Source organism: Blautia sp. Marseille-P3087, from assembly GCF_900120195.1.
GTDB lineage: Bacteria > Bacillota > Clostridia > Lachnospirales > Lachnospiraceae > Blautia_A.
Genome location: NZ_LT635539.1, coordinates 2,757,920 through 2,782,733, shown reverse-complemented (window position 1 = coordinate 2,782,733; position 24,814 = coordinate 2,757,920). Strand labels below are relative to the sequence as shown.

The window sequence follows — 24,814 nt, the reverse complement described above, 5'->3', positions numbered from 1 at the left end:
AGAAAAAAGGCATTCTCAACACACTAGTGTCAGGAATACCTTTCTCTCTTTCTCTACGGTTTTCTATAGATAAATTATAGCATCTGTCTGATTACTGTGTCAATCAAATTCAATACATTGCACAGCCTGAAAAATGAAATCTTAAATTCCTCTCCAGCGTGCGGACTGCATGTGAGTATCCACTGGATTCTTAACATACAGCCCCTCCTGAAGTCATCACTTTATCATTCTCTTCTCACCGGGAATCCTTTATGACTTTTGTATTTCTTCTATGGTATAGCCTGTATACTGGGCTATTTTTTCTACCGGCTCACCAGCACTTAACATCAACCCAATAATTTCCTTTGCCTTACTCTCTTCACCAGCTTCAAACTCCGCCTTCCGAAGTTTTTTCTCTTCCTCTTCTTTGTCATACTCGAATATGCTCATCGCAATGACCTCCGATTTGTTTTTCCTGAGAAATTCTGCAAGAATTCCCTCCTGAATACACTCATCCACTGTAAGTCTGACCGCAGTATCCAGTTCCATCTCTTTTGCATATTTACATACCCGTGCCACATACTGTGCATATTCTCTCAATATCTGGCACTGTTCCATCAGTTCATTATTGTGACCTTCATTGATATTCAGGGTAACTACTTTTAATTCCAGTCTCGGTTCCCCAATCAGATTTTCATATGCCTCAGACTTATAGAAAATATGCTTTGAATTTATAGTACTATTTGCTCTAAAACATTTCAAGAAGAAATAATTCATATTTTAACCATCGGGGACCTGTTTCCGGAAATACAGACTTTACGGTGTGATATTCGATAATGGACTATAAACAATATAACTCTGCACAAGATGTGCTGACAGCTTCAGAGTCCGGAAGTACTAATGATATGTTCTGTCTGCTAAATACATGCATCAAAAATATATAACTCGCTGACGCTCAGACAATATATTTTTGATACATAACGCAGACATTCCATCTCAAAGTACTTCCATGAACTCTTGCAGAAGTCAGACAATCTTTGTGCAGAGTTTTTGTTTTACAGCCAGTTATCGAGAAATCTCCACCATCCTCCCTGTATTTTCGGAGCCTCAGGGAAGCCCCGGGGCCGCGTTCCGCTACCCCAGATAAAGTCCGGCGAGAAATGGCTGGATAAAAAGAAAGACTCCAGCGTGCGAGCTGCATGTGAGTATCCTCCAGAGCTGGCTCACTTGAAAAAATTCGTCCAAGTATCGGAAGGTACAGGTTTTTGCGTTGATACAGAAAATGCTGCTGTCTGAGCGACAGCGAGTTCAGCACTTTTCTGTATCGTTTTTAGCAAAGTTCTGTACTTCCTGATACTTTAGAATTTTTGATTTGAGCCAGTTCCAGAGAATACTTCACATGCAGCCCTCCTCCTGGAGTCTTCACTTTATCCTTCCCTTCTCACCGGGAATCCTTTATCACTTTTTTAACTGTCCATAATATGCATTCGCCCCGTGTTTCCTGTAGTAATGTTTATCCTGCAGTTCCTGCGGTGCTGGTTTTACCTGCGGATTGATCAGTTCACAGCGGCATGCCATCTTCGCCACTTCCTCAAGCACAACTGCATTGTGAACTGCCTCATGTGCATCTTTGCCCCATGTAAACGGTCCATGATTCTTGCAAAGTACTGCCGGAACAGCTTCATAATCAAGGTCTTTGAAATAATCTGCGATCAGCACACCCGTATTCTTTTCGTATGCTTCCTCAATCTCTTCTTTTGTCAGATTACGTACACATGGAACTTCTCCGTAAATATAGTCCGCATGAGTCGTACCATAGCATGGAATCGCTCTCCCGGCCTGTGCCCAGCTCGTCGCCCATTCAGAGTGTGTATGTACGATTCCGCCGATATTCGGAAATGAATTATACAGAACCACATGGGTTGGTGTGTCTGATGACGGATTATATTCACCCTCGACTTTGTTTCCATTCAGGTCAACAACTACCATATCTTCCGGTCTGAGTTTATCATATTCCACACCACTCGGCTTGATTACGAACAATCCCTTTTCACGGTCAATGCCGCTGACATTACCCCATGTAAATGTGACCAGTCCGTATTTCGGAAGATCCATATTAGCTTTATAAACTTCTTCTTTTAATTTTTCGAGCATCTCTTTCTCCTTTATTAAAGAACGTAAGTCACCATTCATTCTCTCGCAGCAACTTACGTTCTCAATCTTCATTTTATCTTATTACCAGATTTTAGATTCCACTGCTGCTCTCTCGATCGGCAGTCCCTTCAGATATCTGTCCATAAATTCATTAAATCCTTTGACACCTTCCGGTTCCGGATCCAGTGTACTTCCTTCATTTCCTGCAAATACACGGTTATCCAGGAACTCATCCAGAGTCTCGCCGTCCTTCCTGTCCACAAGGTAAGCAGCCAGAAGCGCAATACCCCAGGCACCGCCCTCACCTGCTGTTGACATAACAGATACCGGTGCATTCACTGCATCTGCAAGAATCTGCTGTCCTACACCTTTGGTCTTGAACAGTCCGCCGTGTCCTAAAAGTCTGTCGATCTTGACATGCTCCTGATCGATCAGGATATTTAGACCTACCCGCATTGCTCCGAGACAGGTATAAAGATTCGTTCTCATAAAGTTTGCAAGTGTGAATTTGCTTTCAGGAGAACGTACAAACAACGGTCTTCCTTCTTCAAATCCTGTCATATGCTCTCCTGAGAAATAACAGTAGGACAAAAGTCCACCACAGTCCGGATCACCCTCCAGAGCTTTATTATAAAGAGTTCCAAACAGTTTGTTCATATCCACTTCCATACCCATTGCTTCTGCAAATTCTTTAAATACATTTACCCATGCATTCAGATCAGAAGTACAGTTGTTGGAATGTGCCATGGCAACTGCATCACCGACCGGTGTCGTTACCATATCGATCTCTTTGTATGGTTTGGAAAGCGCTTTTTCCAGAACGATCATCGCAAATACAGAAGTACCTGCTGAAACATTACCGGTACGCTGTTTTACGCTGTTGGTCGCTACCATACCGGTCCCTGCATCACCTTCCGGCGGGCACATCGGGATACCGGCTTTCAGTTTGCCTGTCGAATCAAGAGCTCTGGCACCTTCTTCGGTCAGAGTACCGGCATCCTGTCCTGCAACCATGACTTCCGGCATGATATCACGGAGTTTCCACGGAAATCCATAAGGCTCTACCAGTTTGTCAAATTTCTCAACCATCTCCTGGTTATAATCTTTTGTCGTGGAGTCAATCGGAAACATACCTGCCGCATCACCGATACCCTGTATTCTTCTTCCGGTAAGAAGACGATGGATATATGCTTCCAGAGTGCACATATAATCAATATCTTTTACATGCTCTTCTCCATTCAGGATTGCCTGATACAAATGTGCAATACTCCATCTCTGTGGAATATTATACTGGAAAAGTTCCATCAGCTTTTCAGATGCTTCTCCGGTGATATTGTTTCTCCATGTACGGAACGGTACCAGAAGCTTTCCTTCTTTATCAAACGGCATATAACCATGCATCATGGCGCTGATTCCGAGTGCTCCGACACTGGTAAGCTCCACATCATATTTTTCCTTTACATCCTTCACAAGGTCGCTGTAACTGCCCTGCAGGCCCTTATGAATATCCTCCAGAGAATATGTCCATATACCATTTTCGTAGCGGTTCTCCCAGTCATAGCTTCCGGATGCGATCGGAGCATACTTGTCATCAACCAGAACTGCTTTGATTCTGGTCGATCCAAACTCGATTCCAAGCGCTGTTTTATTATTTAAAATTGCTGTCTTTGCTTCATTTACACTCATTTTGTAAATCCTCCCTGATTTTTGTTTTATCCCTTACAAAAACTTATTTTTATTATAATATTTTCCAATCGAAACATCAACAATTCTCTGAAAAACTCAACTTTGTTTCTTCTATTTTTAGAAAAATTTAATACTTCAATCTCTTTGCCTGTGTGGATATGTGTGGTATGATATTGCCAGTCTGAAAAACTGTGAATCCTGATCTAAATTCATTGCATATGGAGATAAATGATGCGTAAAAAAGAATTTCTTGATATTTTATATAATCAGCTTTCCGGTCAGATGCCGGAAGGAAGTGTTGCTGCTCATGTGCAGTATTATCGCAATTATATCGAAGACGAACAGCAAAAAGGCCGTACCGAAACCGATATTTTAAATGATCTCGGAGACCCCCGCCTGATTGCCCGGACGCTTCTTGATACAGAAGTCGGTGCCGGCAATCCGCAGAACGGAAGCACATATTCTGCTACATACAATGAAGCAGATTCCGATTATAACAAATATGACAGCTCCGATTCCGCCCGGGGGCATGTTAAGAAGCACAGCTTTAAGCTGGATCTTTCCACATGGTACGGTAAAGTTGCTGTCATTTTGATTGCTGCTGTCGTATTACTTCTGCTGGTTACGATTCTCGGTATCCTGATCCCGGTTGTGATCGTTGCCGGTGTAATTATGTACATCGTTTCGCAGTTTCGTAAACAATAGCTTTTTATGCTGTTTTCTTTGTCATAAAGGATACGAACCTTACATGCTGATCCATTTTGTCACCGATCATTCCGATTACTTTTCCCATGGTAAATGCGGCAAGGATCGTACCGATTCCGAGTCCGTCCAGATGTCCGAGGATACTTAAGGTCATCAGTGCAGTTACTGTAAGACAGGTAACATCATATCCTATCTTGATTCTGGAGTATTGTACTTTCGTGATATCTGCCAGCTCTCTCGGGAACAGGTCTGTCGGAATGATCGGCAGACCGCAGCGGTTGGAAAGTGCGATTCCGATGCAGAGAAGCAGGTAACTGATAATGAAATAAATGACCCGGTATCCGATTGCTGTCGGCAGCACATTAATCCACATCTCATGTACATCGAGCATTTCGCTGAATGCAAATCCAACAACAAAACTGAAAAGATACGGTGCGACAAATTTCTTTCGCATGATCATCAGGGATAATACCAGCAGTCCCTGGAAAATATAGGTCCAGGTGCCGAGGGAAACCTTCGTAAATACTTCTGAGAATGCATATGGTACGCTGGAGATTGCAGAAATTCCGGATCCGGAATACAGCATCAGCACAACGCCCAGACTGTTGATCAGTACAACCACCAGCAATGCCAGTTCACCCCGCAGCACTGGCAGATCTTTTTTCTTTTGTGTCTCGTTTTTTTCTATCAATTTATATTTCCTCCGTAATAATTGATTTTCGCCCTGCCTATCTTAGCACCCTGGCATCTGTTTTTAAAGAGGAAAAATTTTTTTATCTAATTCTGCACCATTGCTTTCAATTACTTTTATTCTTACAATGTCTGCTGCCTTTCATCATTTCACAAAGATTTCATCTACATTTTCTTTTCTTACTGCAGCGAATACCTGTTGGTTTTACAATTCAGAACAAATAGTTTACACATAACGCTCTCTACAGCCCAAATCTCCTTCGCACGATCTCTGCCAGAATTTCCGCCGTTCCTCTACTCCCAGCATACTGGAATCGATCATGATCTGTTTGCTGTCCGGATCTCCCGGGGCATACTTTGCATAACGTTTGTGATATGCTGTTCGCGCCTTGTCGACCTTATAGATCATTTTTGTGGCTTCTTCCGGTTTCATCTTAAGTACTTCCACACAGTTTTTATAACGTGCATCTACCGGTGCATAGATATATATATTTAAAACATTTCTGTGATCACGGAAAATGTAATCCGCACATCCATCTTTTTATTAGGCGTTTACGAAACGCAAAAAGCTGCATAAACACGGCATTTTTTCTTGTTAAAAATAAAGCTTCCATGACAATCTTTGATACCTCCGGTATTGAAGCTTGGGTTACAGAAAATAATTCTAAATACGCAAACCGCATTATCAAGCAGCTAAAGGCTTTCAAAAAATCCCATAACCTTGATGATTCCTATGATCCTTACAAAGCAGCTTATGGCTCCATGCCGACTCATGCGACTTCCAATCAGGCAATCCAGCAGATGTACATCAATGGACATTTCTGTTACGCCTATAAATTTGGCATCATTACAAATGGTCTTGGCATCGTCCGTGACATTACTTTTTATAACAAAGACTTCCTTCAGGCTCATCCGGATATCGTTGTTGAAAAGAAATCTGATTCTCCAGATGAATACAAATCTTGGAGATGCCGCCTTTGATGCCATTAAAATCTACAAGACCCTCTTTGAAGAAATTGGATTTCAGAAGGCTTTTATCCCCCTGAAGACAAAGCTCACCATAGAAGGGATTGACTATACTGTAAATGAAAACGGCATTCCCTGCTGTCCTCACGATCCATCTAAAGTAAAAAAACTTTCCTACAGTATCTGAATATCATTATATCAGACATTGCAGGAAAGTCTTATAAGCTTTCACTTATAATTTTCACTTACCGGCTGCTAACGAAACAGCGGCATATCCTGTGGATATTTTCCCATAAAGCCAGGGCGGGCAACTAAATCTTTCGTCCTTTCGGAAACATCCATTAATTCCGGTAAATTATTTTCAGGCTTATCTAAGTAGAAATAAGTACAGCATGACCAGTCATCTTCCCTTTCAAATAAAAGAGGGATACCATTCAGCATTGGAATATCAGCAAAATCTATAGGATCTCCATCAACAGAAATCACCTGATTATTGGCTATCTTATTCTTATACAGCAACTGAGCATGATGGAAATAATCATCTCTGTCAACTCCACCTATCTGCTGTATCGTTGCTTTAAAATTACTGTTGAAATAAATAGGATCCGGAATGTGGAAACGGTAACAGCACAATTCCATATTCTCCTTATCATATACCGGGCAGCCACAGTACAGATCATAATAATAATCCTGTCCCCATGCTGTTCCAATATAATCCTCTACACCTGTACCACATATGGTCGGATAATCAGTATCGCCATCAATATACGCTTTGAATTCACCCTCGCCCCACCATGTATCTGAATACAGTTTTTTATTGCACCGAACACCCATATTAGTGCCTAAAAATCTTCCTTTTCCTTCAATGTATGGAAGCAATTCAAAATCTTTTTTCATGTGTGTAGGATTTTCTCTGTTAAAGAAAGCATGGAAATACAAAGTATCCTCTGTGAACTTATCACCCAGTGTATAATCAATATCATAGTAAAAATGCTTAATCGTAACACTGGATTCATTTGTAACTAAAATTTTCATACCTGTTTTGAATGGCATTGGAATATAGGTGCTGAAATTACGTCCTTCCGGATTTGAGAATAATGCATTTTTAAATGTTGCAACTTTTCCCAATCCCACACAGAAAAAGTCACCAAATGGAACACTTACTGCAGGCTTCTCGCTATTATCCCAGAACATCTCCAATTTTATTCCTCTCAAAGTTTCTGGGGTCTGATCACTAATTGTAATCCACATGCGTCGGATAATACCACTTGTATTTTCAGCATGAGCTAAAACCCGGCTCTCTCCTGGATTCAGTGTAAACCAAGGAGCTCCTTTTCTGCCATTTCTCACTGTTCCACCAGCACCTTTTGCACCATCTGGATTTTCATAGCTTGCCCATCTTGATACAACACCCTCTTCAAATTTAAACAATTTATTTTCTAACATAAAATACCTCTCTTTTGTCTGAAAGGTGATATAATGTCAACTTTCATTACAGCATACTCTTTGTCTGTGTGGTGTCTGTGTTTCCTGTTACTTTGTATTTCGCTACCTGATTTCTGTAAAAGTTATTAGAGTCATATTCACATAGCAGCGCTTTTACAGAAAATTTTTCGTTTTTATCTTCTATTTTTTCTACGATCATCTCTCCTGCAAGTTTTCCCATTTCTTTCATCGGCTCATAAACTACCGGAATCTTATGCATAAAGCGATTTGCAAAATCAGAATCTACAAAGCCACCTATAACTATCTCTTCTCCGAGCTTTAACCCTCTGTCTTCCACACAATTCAGCACACTGTGAGTCATTGCTGTGTTTGTCGCTATAAGCGCTGTACATCCTTTTTCAATCAACTCACTGGCTACATCATACGTATTATTTTTACGATTGATGTACCGGATGTATTGTTCTTCTTCCGGTATGCCATGCTTATTTAAAATCTCCTGATAGATACTTACCCTTTCATATGTTGGGCTAATCTGTGGCAGACCGACCAGAAAACCAATCTTTCTAAATCCATTTCCAATCATTTCTTCCAGCATTTTGGCAGTTGCCTCCCGACAATCCAAAATAACACTGTCATAATTTCGATCTGGCAACACTCGATCCATGAATACCAGTGGAAACTTATCTGGCATTTGGCTCTTTATTGTTTGAAAATCTTCTGCCGTAGAAGCAATCACAATTCCGTCTACAACACCTGATGCCAAACTTCTTAACGCCTGTTTTTCCATTCTAAGATTATCTCTTGTATTGGAAATAACCAAATTATATCCCTGTTTTGATATCACATCATCTACATCTTCAATAAGTGCAGCAAAAACGGAGTTTGTAATATCTGGTACAACAAGTCCTATCATCATTTTTTTGCCGGTGCGAAAAGTTCTGCCAGATGCATCCGGTGAATATCCCAATTCTTCTACTGCATCCATGACTTTTTTTCTGGTCTCTTCGGATACAAAACGTGTGTGATTCAACACATGCGATACTGTGGATATGGAAACGTTGGCTTTTTGAGCCACATCTGTAATCTTTGCTTTCATATGCTTTCACTCTCTGTTCATATTAATTTTTCAGCTTTATATGGACTATATGATTTCCAGTAAGACCATATGGTATAAAATCAACTTTTTCACCATCAAATATAACATATTCCACAGTTCCAACGCCACTTGTTTTGACAGTTAGTTTTGCTGACTGGTAATTCAGATTTTCTATTTCAAGTCCTTTAAAGGCCTCTGGAACACATGGCTGAAATCTCAGGCCCTGTTCATCATAGCTGATTCCCAAAATACCATATAAAACCTGTGCGGCAAATCCGCAGGCATGCCAGAGCTGTCCCGGCCATCTCCAGGATTTCCCTGTATCAGCTTCAAGAACTTCATGAAAGTTTTTATGGAGAACTGCTGTTCTCATCTGTTGTGCAAGCATTGTAAGCAAAAGTTCTTTGTTCTGTGTTTCAGCTGCCGCAGAAGCAAATCCGGATTCCCATACCGGCCATACCGGTCCCACAAAATGGTTACGCTCTTTCCTGTGAGGGAACAAGCGGATTCCATATGGTGTCATTGCAGTATGTATTCCACTGTTCAGGATTTCTCTTCGCTGTTTTGGTGTTGCAATTTGGAACTTATCCCACAGAGCAGCTTCCTCTCCAGAAGTCTCCCAGATCTGCTTTTCATATGCTTCACTGCCTTTTGGTCCGCTGGTAAAGTATCCAGCCTCATCATTCCAGTATTCCTCGCGAATTTTCTCACGCAATTGCTCGGAAACCTTACTCCATTTTTTAGAATTTTCATTTTCTCCATGCAAAAGCTTTTCTATTTTTGCCATGGAATCATATGCCTTCATGTAATAGCATTCACTGCCCAGGGAATAACCGGCATTTTCCGGTTCGGGAAAAGCATCATTAGAAGTAGACTGTTCTGCACGTACAAGACCTTTTTCCTCATTATATCTGTTTTCAATCTCTATCATTGTTTCTCTTAGTACGTCATATCCATCTTCAAGTAAGCTTCTGTCGCCAGTAGCCAGATAATAATCCCACAATCCGACAGCCCCCATTGCCGGTCCGTCGCTTCCATTGTCAAATCCTTTTTTTATAGCATACAAAAGGGAACGCCCTGCTGTTTCCGGATCGATCAGACTGCCGCCACGCATCGCTATATGCACAGAATCCCTCAGCCAGACTCCAAAACCCTCCCCTTTGCACTGAAAGAGTCCTGCCTGCCACATATGTTCCTGTCCGGGAAGTGCATATCCGCCATCGGTACAACGGTCAAAGACTGTCATCGCCAGATTCCATGTTGCGGAAAGAATATCAGAACTGGATTTCAGTATAGGATATTTTTTCAGATTCCTATCTGCTGTCCACTTGTCTGTTCTCCATGACTTTCTTGTCATGTCGCCCCATTTTGTTTTTCTCCATTGAAATTCTTCAAGAATCCTGTCTGCTGACACAATTTCTTCTGAGTTTATGATATACGCATCCGGTTTCCCATAACAGATATCTTCAACATGATTATCATAAACTTTAAACTTGTCATTTGCGAAGATAAGCCTGTCTTCGCTCTTTTTTCTTCTCAATGCTTCTGTTGCTTCTTTACTGTATGCCAAACCTCTCAGTCCATATACAGTAATCTCAGTCTCTGTTTCTTTCTCTGTCACCACATGGATATGTGGATCATTATTTTCTCCAACTCGGATTTTTCCAAGATTTCCACTGATATCAATAACACTGATTTCTTTTGCTTCATTGGTCAGATTATTCAGCAGTACCAGCACCTTATCACCTGCGATAATTTCTGTTACATACTGGTCAAATACTGCTACAAAGGACAGCTTTTCATCGCATTTTATTTCAATCTGGTACTTTCCGCATATAAGCATTTCCGTATCAGAATTCCAGTAAAATGTCTGATAAGGGAGCTGAATTTCCACTTGTTTTTTACCTTTTGTTTCTATATCAAAAATAGCTTCATAAGCATGTGCAAAAATATCCTCAGGTGACAAATCTGCTTCTTTGATTTTTATATTCGGCCAGATATCCGGTGCGATACGAAATCTCAGCGCACAGTCCAGATCTGATGTTTTTGCACTAAATTCACGCTTCCAGATTCTATGAGAGGAAATGTCTTCATATACTTTCCCGTCTTCTCCTGAAACATAGGGAATGGTGATATAGTTCTGTATCCCATCTGATTCTGTCAAGCCGTAAACTGTCTTTTTACCATTATTTTCAAGGCTGTAAATTTGCCTGATATCACCATAAATATTCACATCTTCGCATTTAAAAAGACTATTTTTTGCACTGAATTTTTCTGTAGCCTTTGTGTCAAAAAATGTTTTTGTTTCTGCTGCTGCACTGCAGATTATCTGCTTTCCAGATTCTTCTGTTTCATATTCTACCTGCAGTTTTGCCTGATCATAACCCATTTTTCTGAGTTCTGTAATATAGCTGTTCCCACTAAAATAATGTACTGATTTTTCCAGAGCTGCCCTGTATTCTTCTTCGCGTCTTCTGGTTTCATAACTTTCTCTGATTTCCACAAGCTTTCCCTCCTATTTGATGCCTGACATTTTTATGCTGTTCTGCAGATGGCTTTGCAGGAAAAGCGATATCAGAAATACCGGCAAGCAGGCCAGCATTGCACTTGCAATAACCACATTCCACTTCGTGTTATAGCCTCCAACCATATTTGCGAGATACACCATAATTGTTCGATATTCCGGTTTCTTATTTACGATCAACGGCCAAAGATAATTGTTCCAGTTACCCAGGAAAAAGGCAATACACAGTGGAATAATGATCGGTCGTGAAAGTGGAAAAATAATTGTGAAAAACATTCTGTAGGTAGAACAGCCATCCAGTTTTGCAGCCTCTTCAAGATCTACAGGGAAACTCATATAAAACTGTCTGAACAAAAATATACCATAAGCATTAAACAATGCCGGTAACAGAATTCCAGCATAGCTGTTTGTAATTCCTAATTGTTTACATATCATAAACAAAGGTACAAGAATAGACGATACAGGAATCATCAAAGTACTGATAATCACTGTAAACATCGGCTTTTTCCCCGGAAAATTCATTCTTGCAAATGCGTATCCACACATTGAATGAAGAATTAAAGCAATAATCGTAACTGCTACTGCAATAAGAAATGAATTACCGATTGCAACAAGAAAATCCGGTGTTATCGCTGATTTTATACTTTCAAAAGAAGGAGATGCTGTGATCAGTGATCCTACAAAAACAGTTTTTTCATTTCTAAAACTGACCATAAATAGAATGTAAATCGGAAACAACATTACAATTCCCAATACTATAAGAATTACTGCAAGTATGTTATTTGTTTTTTTCTTCATATCATCATTCCTCCTTTCCATTTATTTTTAACATGATAACGGCAAGCACTGTCAGAATTAGAAACATTACAACTGACAATCCGGCTCCATATCCAGCCTTCATCATTTCAAATGACTGTTTGTAGATATACAGACTGGCAACTTCTGTGGATTTTGCCGGCCCGCCTCCGGTCATTACCATGATAAGATCCAGACACTGGAAGGATGCAATCACCGATGTGATCAGTACAAAAACACTTGTAGGTTTCAATAATGGAAACGTTATCTTCCAGAAAACCTGCCAGGAATTGGCTCCATCCAGTTTTGCCGCTTCATAATAACTATAAGGTATGTCTTTTATTGCTGAGAGAAAAAGAATAATATTGTAGCCCAGATTGATCCATATCAAAACAATCGCAATACAAACCATTGCCTGAGAGGTGGACCCCAGAAACTTTTCTCCCTTCAGTCCAACTGCCTTCAAAAATACATTGATAAATCCGCTTCTTTCCATATAAAGGAACATCCACAGACAGCTTGCAATTACAGATGTGATAGAATATGGAAGCAGAAAAGCTGTTTTTACAAATCCAGCCGCTTTTTCGTTCTTGACATAGTTGATCAGAACCGCAAACAGAATGGACAAGATAAACAATGCCGGAACATACATTAAAGTCAACTTGAAGGTTCTTCCCAGAGACTGCCACCATTCAGAATCACTAAACATTGTTACATAATTCTGTAATCCAATAAATTCCTTTATATTCGCAAAATTCCAGTTATATAAACTCATATAAAACGAATATATGATTGGTATGATAATAAAAACCAGAAGACCAATAAAATCAGGAAGAACAAATGTATATGTTACAAGCATTTGCTTCATTTTTTTACCGGATATTTTTCCTTTCTGCTTCATAATTCTACCTCTTTTGTGTTTTATTTTAATGCTTCAATCTTTTCCTGTGCATCCTTTGCTGCTTCCTCACCTGAGCTTCCTCCAAACATTACAGCCTGCAGTGTATCCCCCATAATATCTGATACTTCAGTTGGATACTGTGGTTCAGGTCTTGCTGTGTCATAAAATTCAGTAAAGGTTGTCTTTATACCTTCCTGGAAAAGGTCTTTATTTTCATCGATTATGGACTGACGTACCGGATATGCAAATTTAGTTTCTGTACACCATTTTACGGCATTAGTTGTATCATCACTTCCGAAACACCAGAAAATAAAATCAGCTGCTGCATCAACATCTTTGCTCTGACTGGAAACTCCCAGCATCTGTCCTCCTGCGACAGTTACAGCATCTTTTCCTTCCGGTGTCGGAAGCGGTACAACTCCAATATTATGTCCATCTTTGTTGTATTCTTCTGCTGCATTTATCATATAGGTTCCGCCAATCTGCATAGCAGCTACGCCATTTGCAATATTATCAATACTCCATGGGCCGCTCTGTAATGATGATGGGCAGTATCCGTTCTGATAAAATGATCCCCAGAAATCAAGGGCATCTGCCATATTGTCGCTGCCAATTGTTACATTACCATCAGCATCATAAATATCTGCATCATCCATCCACATAAATGGCCACCAGTTAAACAGTGTATATGCTGTTTTTTCTACCGGAAGAACGATTCCATATCTGTCATCTGTTGTGAGTTTTTCAGCTGCACTCTTCAGTTCCTCCCACGTTGTCGGTGGTTCAATGCCTTCTTCTTTAAGTACATCCGCATCATAAAACAGTCCAAGAGTCTCACACTCAAATGGCAATGTATAAATTTTTCCATCGTCTCCGGTTGCCGCTTCAAGGTATGAGGGAAGAATATCCTTTTTCAGATCATCTGTATAGTAGGAAGAAAGGTCTGCCAACATTCCTGCTTCCGTGAATTTTTTGTAAGTTGCCGGTTCTACCCAGAGAATATCAGGGCATTCACCATTTGCATATGCGGTTGTCACAAGTGTTGTGGTATAATCTGTCTGATTAACACTTGAATATTCAATTTCCACTTTATCCTGTGACTGATTATATTCATCAACCATTTTCTGGACAGATTCTGCCTCAGAGCCATTATGGAAATCCCAGAGAGTAAGCTTTTCTTTTTCTTCACTTGCATATACAGGGGTAAATACCGCTGTAGTCATACTCAAAGCCATAATGATTGATAAAAATCTTTTTAACTTCATAAAAAACCCTCCATTTTTTAATGCACCATGTGCTTATTCATTTTTCTTTGTCAAATTCTTCTTTTACTTTATGAGCCAGTTCTTTGTTTCCTGCTTCTGACGGTGCTGTTCTTGCTGCATTAAGTCTGATCTGTTCTGCCTTTTCAACTTTAAATTTTTCCATTCTTTCATTTCGGCTTCTGTAAGCTTCCTGCATCTCCGGTGTAAGTTCCACCTGATGAGCCGGTTTCGGAATATCAAAAGTTCTCTTAAGCGGAATTCTCTCTTCTACCGGCTGAATGGTTACCGCAGTAACAGGAGCTGCCTGGTACCAGTACGCTGTGCATGCCCAGTCATCTGACAGATGATTTGCATGGCCATGTTCCATACTGATCTGAATATGTTTCTTGAAATGAATTGGATCTGTAAGATGGAATCTGTAAGATACCTGATATCCTTTTGTATCTCCGTCATGCATAATCGTACCATTATAAGGTGACTGATTTCTCTGCATTCCCCATGCATGGTTAAAATAATCCTCAGCACCTGTTCCATTAATGCTAGGTTCTTCTTCATCATCGATCAAAATCATGTCGTCGCCTTCTCCCCACCAGCTTCCCTGGAAATGAAGTACAGAAAGATTACAACCGACATAATGACCACGTCCTTTTGTGTCCAGCATCAGGAAATTCTCTTTCCCGTCAAGATTAGGAACACTGTTAACTTCCGGAGAGTTTACGCAAAGATCATTTCCCCATCCACTGCATGGCAGATCACGTCTCCAAGCGGCCTGAAAATAAGCAATATCCGGAGTTTCTTCATGATAAAGCTCATAATCAATATGGAAAAACAGACCAAGTGGTCTTTCATTTTCATTGATCACCTCTATTTTGGCCCGTTTGTTAAAAGGCATCGGAAAATAACAGTTCATAGAAGCAGTTCCACCAAAAGTCAGCTCTTCACAAGGTCTTGAAGATACATTAAAAGGAATAGACGAAAAACTTGACGGCATGGAATGACCAATACAGAAGAAATCTCCCAATGGTGCCAGCACACTTGGACCCTCAAAATCATCCCAGGTCATACGAATCAGAACCTTGCGATAGTAATCTGGATCATTAAGCTCCCAGTTAACACCTTCTGCATTTTCCATCTCAGTTACCGGTGCAACAGAACCACTCAGAACCGGATGCTGGATAGACGGACCAAGGATTTCTCTGCAAAAGGTTGTCACCCAGATATGATTGATACAGCCTGGTCCCTCAATATCTGCCATAACTGCTGTGTCGCCTGCATTTACCAGCCAGTAATCTTTGTTTCTTCCACTCTGATCCCAGCTGGAAGCTCTGGCAGTTCTCGCATCTGCAACTGTTGTAAGATTTTTTAAAAAAGACATATTATTTTTCTGCATCTTTTTCCTCCTAATTATATTTTTCTGTAAGCAATCGTTTGCGCAAACGTTTTTATGAGTTTAGTATATCATCAACTTCAAATTTGTCAATTATCATTTTTCAACAATATTGTTTTACAAATTTTGTTAATGTTTTTTTATGATATCAGAGGAAAAAGATCAAAAATCTGTTCATGCTTGCATGATTGTATGATATACATATATCCTGAAAAGAACCTTCGTGCTTATCCCGGGACAATCCGTGGAACCGAAGAATGGGATGATACCTATAAAATCAGGACTGTAGTGGAAAGAGATATCAATCACCTCAAGGATAATCTGTGTCTTGCAGGGCGCCGGACTCAAAATAAAAAGACTCTGCATGCAGATCTGATTCTTGCCGGCATCACACAACTCATTACTGTTGTTCTTGCAGACAAAATCAACCATCATGAATACATTCGAAGCGTAAAGCCTCTCATAGCATAGGACTTACCAACTCCATAAAGCCAGGGGCTTATTAGAGTGCGCCTAAAACTGGCAGATATCCACTTTTTTATCATATAGTTCTCCTTTCATGGTTGTCGTCACGGTTGATGTTGGGGACAATTTACGAACATGAATTGTATGTACCGGTATCTGAAAAAGGCTTCAGAGTTTGGAAGTACTAAGATATAACCTGACTGTTAAAAACATTCATAAAAGCAGGCAAACTCGCTATCGCTCAAACAGAGCCGGCTTTTATGAATAACACAGTCAGAACATATCTAAGAACTTCTAAAAACTCTTGCAGAAAATTTCAGATACCGGTACATACATCCATGTTCTGTTCTTGTTCCCCAGTCCTCAATGGTTCCTCCCTGTCTGTGGCTCGCTCCGCGAGGTCGGAGGTGGTGGGTCGTTTTGCTTTCGGGTGCGGGAATTTTTCTTCATTGGCTGGATATTCAAATGGGACGGCTAAAAGAAATGGAATGGAATTTCTACAATGTATATTGTGTCCGGAACGGCAGTAATGGGGTCGGAAACCTCTGGAAGAGCCCTTGTTTTCTCTTTACAATTTGTTTTCTGTGTTATGAACAAAAACTGCACTGTCTGAGCGGTACGCGAGTTTGCAGTTTTTGTGAATGCTTTTAGCAGAAAATCAATTGTTTAGAGAAACTGGGCGATGAAGCTGTTTCTGAAACCGTTCCTGTCGATTCCGGCGTAAATTCATTTTCTCAAATTAACATTTTTTTACAGCTACCCCATTTCTATCCACCGATGTATACCGGATAATTTATATAATTTTGGAGTGTTTTCTGCAATAATTTCATCTCCGCCTCATCCGGTGTATAAAAATCTTTTCCCTCATACTCCATCCCGACTCTTCCATACTTCCCGCTCCCTGTATTATGATACGGCAGCAGATTCACCTGCTCCGCCCGAATCCTCTTATCTCTCAAAAATTCACCAATTAACTTTATCTCCTCTTCGCTGTCATTCACACCTCCAACCACCGGAATCCTGATCCAGATTCCGACTCCGGCAGCTGACAGTTTTTCTAGATTTTCCAGAATTTCCTTATTATCTCTTCCCGTATAAAACCGGTGTTTTTCACTTTCCATAACTTTAGTATCAAACAAAAATACATCTGTATAAGGAAGTACCCTTTCAATCGCCTGCCACGGCACGGCTCCACAGGTGTCCACATTGATCCGGATTCCCCTTCGCTTCAGGCATTTCATCAGGTTCTCCACATAATCCAAATCCCTGGCCAGAACTTCTCCACCGGATAATGTCACGCCCCCGTGGGAAGTTTCATAAAATATCTGATCCTTTTGAAGTTCTGCTGTCAGTTCCTGTATTCCATATGTTTTTCCGCAGATTTCCCTCACATTATTTACACAAATGTCAATACATGTTTCACATCCAGTGCATCTGCCTGCCTCCGTAAACACTTTTCCATCCTTAACAGAAACCGCATCCTGTGGGCATTCTTCCATACATGCTCTACATCCTGTACATCGTTCCGCATAAAACAGTAATCCTTTTTTATACGACTGCGTTTCCGGATTGTGACACCACTTACAGGAAAGCGGACATCCCTTAAAAAATACTGTTGTCCTTGTACCTTCCCCGTCATGAATCGAATATTTCTGTATATTTGTGATCAAAGAATTTTCCATTATATCTCACCCTGCTTTTCGCAGCGACTGCAGGTAAATTGGAAGCAGCTGCTTACCTTTTTCCCTCAGGCTATAACTGCCGCCTTTCAGACACCAGTCATAGATCATTCCCCGTTCCAGAGAAGCATAATTATCCGCCAAATTTTCCGCGCTGTCTTCCTTACTGAATTCGCCGGTTTTCTGCCCTTCCTCAATCAGCTGCGGAATCAGATGATAATAAAAACGACTGTTGTCCAGCATATTCTGCCCCTCCTGATCTCTGCTCATATAAACATGACTTACCAAATCAAAAGGAACCTGTTCCTCAATCAGCCCAAACAACGCCTGATTCAGATAAACCAGTTTTTCATACTGACTGAATCTCGGATTCATGGAAACCATCAAATCCACATATTTCTGGTCAAACAAATCACCCATTGTATCCTGAAGTTCATCTTTTTCAGTAAAGCATTCGTAGAACTCCGATTCTTTTATTTTTGCTCTTTCTATAATATCTGCTACTGAGGTGTCTTTGTATCCTTTTTCTCCAAAAAGGCTCCACGCCGCACGCACGATCCTGGAGCGCACACTTTCCTCCTGTTCTTCCATTGTTCCCAGAAGGAATCCACATTCCAGCGGATCATCGTCATCCAGAATCCAGTTGTTAATTCCGGTAATATAGGCACTTCCGGTAATTTTAGGAATGATACCATTCTTTCCATCGATCTCCACCTCCTGCGCGATCTCTCCTTTAAACAGAGAACCGGTAATACTTTCATAAATAAACGTATCTCCGGGTTTCATCTTTCCTTTTGCATACAATGCAGCCATTTTGGCACTCGTTCCTGTACCACATGGGCTTCTGTCTACCTGTGCATCGCCAAAAACCACACAGTTTTTCAGATCAGCTTGTTCATTTTCTGTCGTATCATAAAACTCAACCAGGTCAACGGTTGTGATATCCAGATACGGATGTCTGATTTCCACTGTACGGTTGATTTTTTCTCTCAATTCTATTCCGATCTGTGTCAATTTTTCTACATTCTGAAGTTCCAGAGAAATCCCGATCTCTCTGGCATTTACAAGTGCAAAAAAAGAGCCTCCAAAAGATATGTCGAAATGAATTTCTCCCACCCCCGCCAGTTCTGTACACAGATCTTCTTTATATAAAAATGCCGGAACATTCAGGATGCTGACTTCTTTCGCCTTGCCATCTACTACATGGACATTGGTACGGATCAGACCTGACGGAGCATCCAGAACTACTTCTGTGTACGGCTCCTCTGCCGGAACCATTCCCGTTTCCACCACCATGGATGCAGTTCCGATACTTCCATGACCGCACATATTCAGACAACCTCCACTGTCCATAAAGATCACACCGAAATCCGCCTCCTCATGAACCGGCTGTGTCAGAAGAGCCCCGAACATATCTCTGTGTCCGCGTGGTTCCAGCATCAATGCAGAACGGAGAAAATCATAATTTTCCATAAGATATTTCTTTTTTTCCATCATGGTATCTCCCGGAAGATACGGAAATCCATCATAAACGATTCTGGTTGATTCTCCCATCGTATGCGAATCAATTGTTTTGATCTCATAGGCATATGGCAGAACTTTTGGCTGAAATCCCATTGCACATCCTTCCTTTCCTATAACGTAAAAAAGCAAAGACATCTTTTACAGACATCTTTGCCGGACATAAACTTTATATAATTTTATCTTATTATATAAAACCGCTTTTCATTAGTAAAGAAACACTTTCTTATCCCTGCCATTCCAAATTTTAATGACGCCAAAAACTTTTACAGATATTGCAAATGCTTCCTTTATCCGCTATAATGTCAATAACCGATGGAGGACCACAGACAATGTGTGTCCTCTTTTTATTTTGGGAGGGAGTGATTTTATGGACATCAGTAAATATGCACTTTTCGCAGATGTTGCCGACACAGGAAATTTTACAAAAAGCGGAGAACGTATGGGGTACACCCAGCCCGGTGTCAGTCATATCCTGAAGGCCATGGAATCTGAATTCGGTTTTCCACTGTTTGTCAGAACAAAACAGGGTGTCGTCCCTACCCATAATGCCGAGGCGATCCTTCCTCTGGTACGTCAGCTTCTTGCCGTCAACGAACAGCTGGAGCAGACCGTCAGTTCTCTGAACGGACTTACCAAAGGTTATCTTACGATTGCTTCTTTTGCAAGCATCGGGCGCAGCTGGCTTCCCACTGTGATCCATACATATCAGCAGAAATTCCCCGGAATCGAAATCGAACTTCTCGAAGGCGGAACTGATGACATCGTTCACTGGGTAGAAAACAGCCGCGCAGATTTCGGACTTTTAAGCAAATGGAATGTAGATTCTCTGGAATGGATTCCACTGTACGAAGATCCTCTGATGGCCATTCTCCCAAAAGACATGGATATGCATGGAAAAAAAGCTTTCCCAATCACAGAAATGGCCAATCAGCCTTTCGTTATTTCCGCGGAAGGTGTCGATTATGACATCCATCAGGTACTGAAAGAAACCGGCATCGAACCGGATATCCGTTTTTCCTCCATGGATGATCATGTGGTGATCTCTATGGTTGCCAATAATCTCGGAATCAGCATGCTTCCAAATCTTGTCATCGGAAACGCACGTGCCCAGATTCAGGCATTGCCTCTGGAACCCAATTTTTCCAGAGAACTTGGTATCGGTATCCGTTCCTATGCCGGTCTCTCTCCTGCTGCACAGCAGTTCATCGCTGCTATTCAGGAACATATAAATACTTTTTAAATTCTAGTATCAGTTAACGTGTGACTCACTCGGGATATTTCTATTCCGTATAAGTATTTCCATTCTCATCAATCCAGGTACCATCACCATTGTCGGTATAGCCTACACCGTTTGAATCACGATAATAATAATCACCGTTTGTAGTCTCTTTTATATCCACCGTTCCATTGACGCCCTGAAGCTCACGTTGCTTCAGTTCGATTCCGGAATTATAATTCTCATCATTCCATGTACTATAGGAATTTCCATTGGCATCTGCCCAGGTACCATTTCCCTGATAACTGTAACGGAAGCCATTATCATCAGAATAAGTTCCGTTTCCGTTATCGTAAAGAACTCTGGATTCGGTATCACCTTCGCCAGCTGCCACGATTGATGCAACTCCGGAAGAACCACTGAATCCACTGGTGTATGGCACTCCGTCCGGCAGCTGCTCATAATAATAGCCATCACCATCGGTAGGATAATCATTTTCAGAGGTTGTATTTTCCGTTGCCTGCGCATTGTTTTCCCCGTCAGATACAGATGACATTTCCGTAGCATTTTTTTCTGTGGATTTTTCCACATTTTGTGACATATTCTCTGTAGCCGTTACTTCTGTATCATCCTGCCCGCTCTGTGTTTCCGTGATTTCCTGCATATCTACCAGTTCAGAAGTCTTCTCTGTCTGCTGCATCGGATTCTCATTACGAATCTCATTCCCCTCTGCCTGACCGGTTCTTTCCGTACCGGCAGACACTGCAGCTTCCGTTAGTTCTGACGAAATATTAAACACCAGATTACCACCTGCTAAAAGCGCCGCCATCATAATTCCCGGAAGGATTCCTCTTCGAAGCTTTCGTATATTTATCATATACATAATTCTGTCCCTGAATACCATTCCGCTGTCATTCAGGCTCGCTGTTACATACGGAACCTGATTATCCATCGCAACAGTTCGAAGAAGCAGCTGTCTGTACATACTGCATTCCTTCTTGTTCACGCTGTGTATAACTGCCGTATCACACAGATTCTCAATATCTTCATCTGCCTCCTTCAACATCAGAAGAAGAAATGGATTAAACCAGTACACAGAAGCACCGATTCGAAGAAGCATCTTATACCAGAGGTCTTTGTGGTAATAATGTGTCAGTTCATGATAGAATACAAGTTTTCGTTCTTCTGCCGAATAACCGGTTGCCGGAAGATACAGTCTTGTACGAAAAAGCCCGGCCAGAAGCGGTGTTGTAAGTCCTGCATTCTGCCTCAACTCCGGAGCTTTTCGAATATGTCTGTTTCTGCATGCCTTTCTGTATATCTGAATGCTTACCGGATCACTGACCGGAAGACTCATTCTCTCCAGATTTTTCACTGACAGATAATACGCCACAAATTCTCCTGCCATTTTCAGAATTGCAACAATCAGCCAGACTGTAAGAAAAATACCTGCTGCAATTCCCGTCCATTTACCATTCTCATGAATAGCCGGTGGCTTCTGAATGGAAACTCCTGCGAAATTCTGTATATTTTCACTCACAGGCTGTGCAGTATCAGAGACCTTTGTAGTCTGCACCTTCCTCTGACCACTGCTTTCCGTGACAGACTGCTGCACTTTAAAATCCACAATCGAAAATGCAGCCGGCAAACGTATCGGAATCAGAAGGCTGAGCACGACAAACATCCATATGAAATATTTCCACCTGGCTGATACTTTATTTTTAAGTGGACGCGCAAGCAATTTCACAAGTAAAATCACAATTGCCGCAATAATATTTAATTTCAGAATATGCAAAACAAATACTTCCACAATCCACTATTCCTCCCTGTCTTCCATCTCCTTAAGAAAATCGCTGAGCTCATGAATTTCTTCCGAACTGATTTTTTTCCCCTGATAAAGGGATGTTACAAATTTTTTCAGTGAATTTCCATAAAGTTTCTCAAGAACACTCTGGCTCTCATGTGCCTGATAATCTGTCTGTGAAATCAACGGCGTATATAGATTCATTTTTCCCTGCTTGGTCACTTCTACAAAATTTTTGGATTCCAGTCTGGTCAACAATGACAGGATTGTTGTCGGTGCAAGATTTTTTCTGGTATTGATTACTTTTTCGATCTCCGGTCGCGTCATCGGCGGAGTGCCATTCCACAGAACAAGCATAATATCCAGTTCTGATTCCGGAAGCCTCTGATATGTTTTTTTCACTTTTTCGTCTCCCTCTGTTACTAATTTCTACAAATGTAGGATCAGTTTAATTGTATCATATCCGCCACCAATTACAACTGTTTCCTTTCCACAATGAAACAACTCACTTATCAGTTTTCTGTATAATTGTTTCCATTCTCATCACTCCATGTTCCGTCACCGTTATCAGTAAATCCTGTCCCATTATCATCGCGGAAATAGTAATTTCCATTTGTAGTCTGTGTAACTGTCACGCTGTTGCCGTCTGCATCTGTAAGGGTGTGCTGTTCAAGCTCTGCTCCCATATAATGTGTATCATCATTCAATGCCTGCCAGGTTTTACCATTTTGGTCTGTAAAATAAATCTCATCGTCGGTTGTGTAGACTGTTCCATCATCACCGATATATTCACTGTCATAGTTTGTATAAATGATTCTGTCTACAGAAACACTGTTTCCATTGCTGTCAAATAATGTCAGAGTAGTTGTAGAAAGAACATCTGCATTTCCTTCTGAAGAACTTTCCCCAGCCGAGTCACTTCCTTCTGCATCTGAAGAAGAAGAGGTCGCTCCCACACTCTGGCTGTCAGATGCATTCTCCGATGTAGAACCATAAGTAACTGCATCACTTTCCTGCCTTGCAGAAGACGGATTTCCCGGATAGGAAATGTCCTCTATCAGTTTTCTTACTTCACTGATATCATCTGCATCTTTTGCATATCCAACCGCCATATACAAGCTTTTTCCCTCAGAATAAATCGTCTGATAACATGCCTCATATGTATCATCACATCTGGCAATTTCCACCTTATCATCATCCACCGAATATTTATAGACAATTATATAATCACTGCCATTTGTGTAACTTGCATAAGCCCCTTCCGTATTCGCCTTCTGCCATCCGGAATCTGCCGGTGGCTGCATATAAAAATCACCATTCCCGGCGGCCATAACATTTCCACCGGAAAAAATGCCCAGCGCCACAGCTGTCATCAGTGTCATTAATTTTGCAGATTTCATCTTCATAATAGATTCTCCCTTTGACTTTTATTTTCTACTTTTGTAGAAGTTGTTTTTATTCTACATCTGTAGAATATTCCTGTCAATTCTTTTTTTCTACAATTGTAGAATTTTTTAGACGCTCGCCGTACCGCTGCCATCTCCTCGATATGTAAAAAAAATCCACTGTAATATTCCCCGTTCACAGTAAGTAACTGTCGGCTTTCTATTACAGTGGAAAAATCTCGTACCTGCTATTTTTGTTTTCTCAGAAAAATTACATTCCTTTTGCCTTCTTTACGCACTCCAACTGTGCCTCGATCACTGCGCTGCGCAGTCCCTTTTCTTCCAGAACACGTACTGCCTGAATCGTCGTTCCTGCCGGTGAACATACCATATCTTTCAGTTCGCCCGGATGTTTGCCTGTCTCCAGCATCAGTTTCGCACTTCCGAGTACGGCCTGTGCCGCAAATTTATATGCCTGTGCACGCGGCATTCCATCCGCAACCGCTGCATCTGCCATCGCCTCAAGAAACATAAATACATATGCCGGAGAACTTCCTGAAACTCCAACCACTGCATCCATCAGATGTTCCGGGATCACTTCTGACTTACCAAAGGTATTGCAGAGTTTTACTGCCAGCGCTGTCTCTTCCTCTGTCACCAGATCATTCACACAAAGAGCTGTCATGCCTTCTCCGACCATCGCCGGTGTATTTGGCATTGTACGGATGATTTTTGTCCCTTCTCCCAGATGTTCCCCGAGCCACTGCAAAGTTTTACCCGGTGCAATGGAAATAAAAATCTGTCCTTCTTTTACATTATCTTTGATTTCATCCAGCACTTCTTCCAGAAACTGCGGTTTCACTGCCAGAAAAACAACATCTGCAAAATCCACAACCTGTGCATTTGTGTCTGCCTTCTGAATACCCAGTTCTTTCTCAATCTTTTCACGGGTTTTGTCTGATTTGGCAGATGCAATGATATCTGTTGCTGCCACCTCACTGCTTTTCAGAATTCCTTTTAAAATGGCTGTCGCCATATTTCCACAACCGATAAAACCAATCTTCATGATAATCTCCTCCTTGGGTGAAAACGTTGTTACCCATATGATACCCGTTTCCACCCAAAAAGTAAAATACTATCTTATTAT

Annotated in this window: 20 protein-coding genes and 2 pseudogenes; 4 read left to right on the top strand and 18 right to left on the bottom strand. The window is 41.1% G+C overall.

From position 1 onward, the window contains the following. Positions 1–249: 249 nt before the first annotated feature. From BQ7344_RS13275 to BQ7344_RS13260, 3 genes are all read right to left on the bottom strand, one after another. Positions 250–741 (bottom strand): hypothetical protein, encoded by a 492-nt coding sequence (locus BQ7344_RS13275; protein ID WP_143143566.1) that lies wholly within the window; start codon positions 739–741, stop codon positions 250–252. Positions 742–1,437: 696 nt separating this feature from the next. Further along, positions 1,438–2,133, bottom strand: coding sequence for an L-ribulose-5-phosphate 4-epimerase (locus tag BQ7344_RS13265; RefSeq protein ID WP_072522920.1), 696 nt, complete (start codon positions 2,131–2,133; stop codon positions 1,438–1,440). Between the two features lie 81 nt (positions 2,134–2,214). After that, a complete protein-coding gene (locus BQ7344_RS13260; RefSeq protein WP_072522919.1) occupies positions 2,215–3,819 on the bottom strand; it encodes a xylulokinase in 1,605 nt (534 codons plus the stop codon). Positions 3,820–4,050: 231 nt separating this feature from the next. Here BQ7344_RS13260 and BQ7344_RS13255 point away from each other — a divergent pair, with 231 nt between their 5' ends. After that, a complete protein-coding gene (locus BQ7344_RS13255) occupies positions 4,051–4,524 on the top strand; it encodes a DUF1700 domain-containing protein (RefSeq protein ID WP_072522918.1) in 474 nt (157 codons plus the stop codon). Positions 4,525–4,528: 4 nt separating this feature from the next. Here the strand turns inward: BQ7344_RS13255 and BQ7344_RS13250 are convergent, their stop codons facing one another. Next, positions 4,529–5,212, bottom strand: a complete 684-nt coding sequence (locus tag BQ7344_RS13250; RefSeq protein ID WP_072523449.1) for a DUF6198 family protein — start codon at positions 5,210–5,212, stop codon at positions 4,529–4,531. A gap of 228 nt (positions 5,213–5,440) precedes the next feature. Then, positions 5,441–5,734 (bottom strand): cytidylate kinase-like family protein, encoded by a 294-nt coding sequence (locus BQ7344_RS13245; RefSeq protein ID WP_083585548.1) that lies wholly within the window; start codon positions 5,732–5,734, stop codon positions 5,441–5,443. Positions 5,735–5,820: 86 nt separating this feature from the next. On the opposite strand from BQ7344_RS13245, the pseudogene BQ7344_RS13240 reads away from it, so the two are divergent. After that, positions 5,821–6,337: pseudogene (locus tag BQ7344_RS13240) on the top strand (ISNCY family transposase); the annotation flags it as partial. A 98-nt stretch (positions 6,338–6,435) separates the two neighbouring features. On the opposite strand, the gene BQ7344_RS13235 reads toward BQ7344_RS13240, so the two are convergent. Genes BQ7344_RS13235 through BQ7344_RS13205 form a run of 7 tightly spaced genes read right to left on the bottom strand, consistent with a single transcriptional unit; the run spans position 6,436 to position 15,597 of the window. Then, positions 6,436–7,626, bottom strand: coding sequence for a glycoside hydrolase family 172 protein (locus BQ7344_RS13235; RefSeq protein WP_015540684.1), 1,191 nt, complete (start codon positions 7,624–7,626; stop codon positions 6,436–6,438). A gap of 46 nt (positions 7,627–7,672) precedes the next feature. Next, complete coding sequence (locus BQ7344_RS13230) at positions 7,673–8,722, bottom strand: LacI family DNA-binding transcriptional regulator (protein ID WP_015540683.1); 1,050 nt, start codon at positions 8,720–8,722, stop codon at positions 7,673–7,675. Positions 8,723–8,744: 22 nt separating this feature from the next. Beyond that, positions 8,745–11,225, bottom strand: a complete 2,481-nt coding sequence (locus BQ7344_RS13225) for an alpha-L-rhamnosidase-related protein (protein WP_072522916.1) — start codon at positions 11,223–11,225, stop codon at positions 8,745–8,747. Positions 11,226–11,237: 12 nt separating this feature from the next. Beyond that, positions 11,238–12,044: a carbohydrate ABC transporter permease gene (locus BQ7344_RS13220; protein WP_015540682.1), complete on the bottom strand. Its 807-nt coding sequence runs from the start codon at positions 12,042–12,044 to the stop codon at positions 11,238–11,240. Positions 12,045–12,048: 4 nt separating this feature from the next. Continuing rightward, on the bottom strand, positions 12,049–12,942 hold the full coding sequence (locus BQ7344_RS13215) for a carbohydrate ABC transporter permease (RefSeq protein ID WP_072522915.1): 894 nt from the start codon (positions 12,940–12,942) through the stop codon (positions 12,049–12,051). Between the two features lie 20 nt (positions 12,943–12,962). After that, a complete protein-coding gene (locus tag BQ7344_RS13210) occupies positions 12,963–14,207 on the bottom strand; it encodes an ABC transporter substrate-binding protein (RefSeq protein ID WP_072522914.1) in 1,245 nt (414 codons plus the stop codon). Between the two features lie 37 nt (positions 14,208–14,244). Further along, the gene (locus tag BQ7344_RS13205) at positions 14,245–15,597 is read right to left on the bottom strand and encodes a glycoside hydrolase family 172 protein (protein WP_015540679.1); all 1,353 of its coding nucleotides are present in this window, start codon (positions 15,595–15,597) and stop codon (positions 14,245–14,247) included. 186 nt (positions 15,598–15,783) lie between these two features. Between BQ7344_RS13205 and BQ7344_RS13200 the strand changes: the two are divergent. Then, positions 15,784–16,065: pseudogene (locus BQ7344_RS13200) on the top strand (ISNCY family transposase); the annotation flags it as partial. A gap of 761 nt (positions 16,066–16,826) precedes the next feature. On the opposite strand, the gene BQ7344_RS13195 reads toward BQ7344_RS13200, so the two are convergent. Together BQ7344_RS13195 and BQ7344_RS16990 are read right to left on the bottom strand one after the other, a co-directional pair. After that, positions 16,827–17,741 carry a glycyl-radical enzyme activating protein gene (locus BQ7344_RS13195; RefSeq protein WP_072522913.1) on the bottom strand — a complete coding sequence of 305 codons (915 nt, stop codon included), beginning with the start codon at positions 17,739–17,741 and terminating at the stop codon, positions 16,827–16,829. A gap of 6 nt (positions 17,742–17,747) precedes the next feature. Beyond that, positions 17,748–19,355 carry a proline racemase family protein gene (locus BQ7344_RS16990; protein WP_072522912.1) on the bottom strand — a complete coding sequence of 536 codons (1,608 nt, stop codon included), beginning with the start codon at positions 19,353–19,355 and terminating at the stop codon, positions 17,748–17,750. A gap of 274 nt (positions 19,356–19,629) precedes the next feature. Here BQ7344_RS16990 and BQ7344_RS13185 point away from each other — a divergent pair, with 274 nt between their 5' ends. Beyond that, the gene (locus BQ7344_RS13185; protein WP_072522911.1) at positions 19,630–20,502 is read left to right on the top strand and encodes a LysR family transcriptional regulator; all 873 of its coding nucleotides are present in this window, start codon (positions 19,630–19,632) and stop codon (positions 20,500–20,502) included. Positions 20,503–20,542: 40 nt separating this feature from the next. Here the strand turns inward: BQ7344_RS13185 and BQ7344_RS13180 are convergent, their stop codons facing one another. The 4 genes from BQ7344_RS13180 to proC all read right to left on the bottom strand — a co-directional run bounded on the left by BQ7344_RS13180 (position 20,543) and on the right by proC (position 24,733). Next, on the bottom strand, positions 20,543–22,288 hold the full coding sequence (locus BQ7344_RS13180) for a M56 family metallopeptidase (protein WP_072522910.1): 1,746 nt from the start codon (positions 22,286–22,288) through the stop codon (positions 20,543–20,545). Between the two features lie 6 nt (positions 22,289–22,294). After that, positions 22,295–22,684, bottom strand: coding sequence for a BlaI/MecI/CopY family transcriptional regulator (locus BQ7344_RS13175; RefSeq protein WP_072522909.1), 390 nt, complete (start codon positions 22,682–22,684; stop codon positions 22,295–22,297). A 110-nt stretch (positions 22,685–22,794) separates the two neighbouring features. Beyond that, entirely contained in the window at positions 22,795–23,688 is an 894-nt protein-coding gene (locus BQ7344_RS13170) for a beta propeller repeat protein (RefSeq protein WP_200793050.1), read from the bottom strand. Positions 23,689–23,938: 250 nt separating this feature from the next. Then, entirely contained in the window at positions 23,939–24,733 is a 795-nt protein-coding gene (proC, locus tag BQ7344_RS13165; RefSeq protein ID WP_072522908.1) for a pyrroline-5-carboxylate reductase, read from the bottom strand. Positions 24,734–24,814 lie beyond the last annotated feature (81 nt).

Coding starts and splice junctions, on each gene's coding strand:
- BQ7344_RS13260 (WP_072522919.1), bottom strand. CDS start 3,819: ATGAGTGTAAATGAAGCAAAGACAGCAATTTTAAATAATAAAACAGCG.
- BQ7344_RS13170 (WP_200793050.1), bottom strand. CDS start 23,688: ATGAAGATGAAATCTGCAAAATTAATGACACTGATGACAGCTGTGGCG.
- BQ7344_RS16990 (WP_072522912.1), bottom strand. CDS start 19,355: ATGGGATTTCAGCCAAAAGTTCTGCCATATGCCTATGAGATCAAAACA.
- BQ7344_RS13235 (WP_015540684.1), bottom strand. CDS start 7,626: ATGTTAGAAAATAAATTGTTTAAATTTGAAGAGGGTGTTGTATCAAGA.
- BQ7344_RS13255 (WP_072522918.1), top strand. CDS start 4,051: ATGCGTAAAAAAGAATTTCTTGATATTTTATATAATCAGCTTTCCGGT.
- BQ7344_RS13195 (WP_072522913.1), bottom strand. CDS start 17,741: ATGGAAAATTCTTTGATCACAAATATACAGAAATATTCGATTCATGAC.
- BQ7344_RS13205 (WP_015540679.1), bottom strand. CDS start 15,597: ATGCAGAAAAATAATATGTCTTTTTTAAAAAATCTTACAACAGTTGCA.
- BQ7344_RS13215 (WP_072522915.1), bottom strand. CDS start 12,942: ATGAAGCAGAAAGGAAAAATATCCGGTAAAAAAATGAAGCAAATGCTT.
- BQ7344_RS13265 (WP_072522920.1), bottom strand. CDS start 2,133: ATGCTCGAAAAATTAAAAGAAGAAGTTTATAAAGCTAATATGGATCTT.
- BQ7344_RS13230 (WP_015540683.1), bottom strand. CDS start 8,722: ATGAAAGCAAAGATTACAGATGTGGCTCAAAAAGCCAACGTTTCCATA.
- BQ7344_RS13210 (WP_072522914.1), bottom strand. CDS start 14,207: ATGAAGTTAAAAAGATTTTTATCAATCATTATGGCTTTGAGTATGACT.
- proC (WP_072522908.1), bottom strand. CDS start 24,733: ATGAAGATTGGTTTTATCGGTTGTGGAAATATGGCGACAGCCATTTTA.
- BQ7344_RS13185 (WP_072522911.1), top strand. CDS start 19,630: ATGGACATCAGTAAATATGCACTTTTCGCAGATGTTGCCGACACAGGA.
- BQ7344_RS13220 (WP_015540682.1), bottom strand. CDS start 12,044: ATGAAGAAAAAAACAAATAACATACTTGCAGTAATTCTTATAGTATTG.